Annotated in this window: 1 protein-coding gene; it reads left to right on the top strand. The window is 68.6% G+C overall.

All coding sequences use genetic code 11. From position 1 onward, the window contains the following. Positions 1 to 26 precede the first annotated feature (26 nt). On the top strand, positions 27 to 635 hold the full coding sequence (locus tag Psi01_RS43015) for a hypothetical protein (protein ID WP_204069977.1): 609 nt from the start codon (positions 27 to 29) through the stop codon (positions 633 to 635). Positions 636 to 656: the final 21 nt, after the last annotated feature.

Here is a 656-nt window from a genome sequence, read left to right as displayed (position 1 = left end):
GCGATATGCGAAAGGACGGCTGAGAGATGAATCAGGCAGCCCCTGAGGGAGAAGGCAGCGCACCGCCGGCCGATGAGGAGTACACCGCCTGGGCCCGGCGGTGGCTGGGTGATCGCCCGATCCCGCATGAGCTCCTGCGTCTGCTCGCCATACAAAACGGCCTGCTGCCCGGGGCCGACCGGCTCAGGAGGATGACCATCACCGTCCTGGCTCCCGGCGTGGACGATTCGCTGCTGCACGCACTGACCACCGCATTGGACGCGGGCGAGTGGGAGGTGATGAGGTACCTGCTTCCGGCCGTGAGCGTCGACAGTCCGGTCACCTTCGGCTCGGGCCTGTACGGCTACTGGGTCCACCCGGACGAGCACGCCGATCCGCCCGCGGTCGTCGGGGTCGACAGCGAGGGCGTCTTCTTCGTGCCGAACGGCAGGACGTTGGCTGAGGTGCTGGCCGCCTCCGGCCTGCCCGACGGTGCCTACGCCTTCGAGGAGTTCGCCGACCTGGCCGCGGAACTCACCGCGCTCGGCTTCCCCGTTGAGGCCCGTGACAGCGACGAACTTCCCCCTTCGCCGGTCACCGTACATCCCGAAGAGCTCGCCAAGGCCTTATCCGGCGAGCGCCCCACCAGCGGCTGAGCAGGATGTGCCGATGCTGCC

The sequence above is a fragment of the Paraplanobispora siamensis genome (assembly GCF_016863175.1).
GTDB lineage: Bacteria > Actinomycetota > Actinomycetes > Streptosporangiales > Streptosporangiaceae > Planobispora > Planobispora siamensis.
Note: the sequence above shows the minus strand (reverse complement) of the source record. Positions and strands in the feature narration are given on the sequence as shown.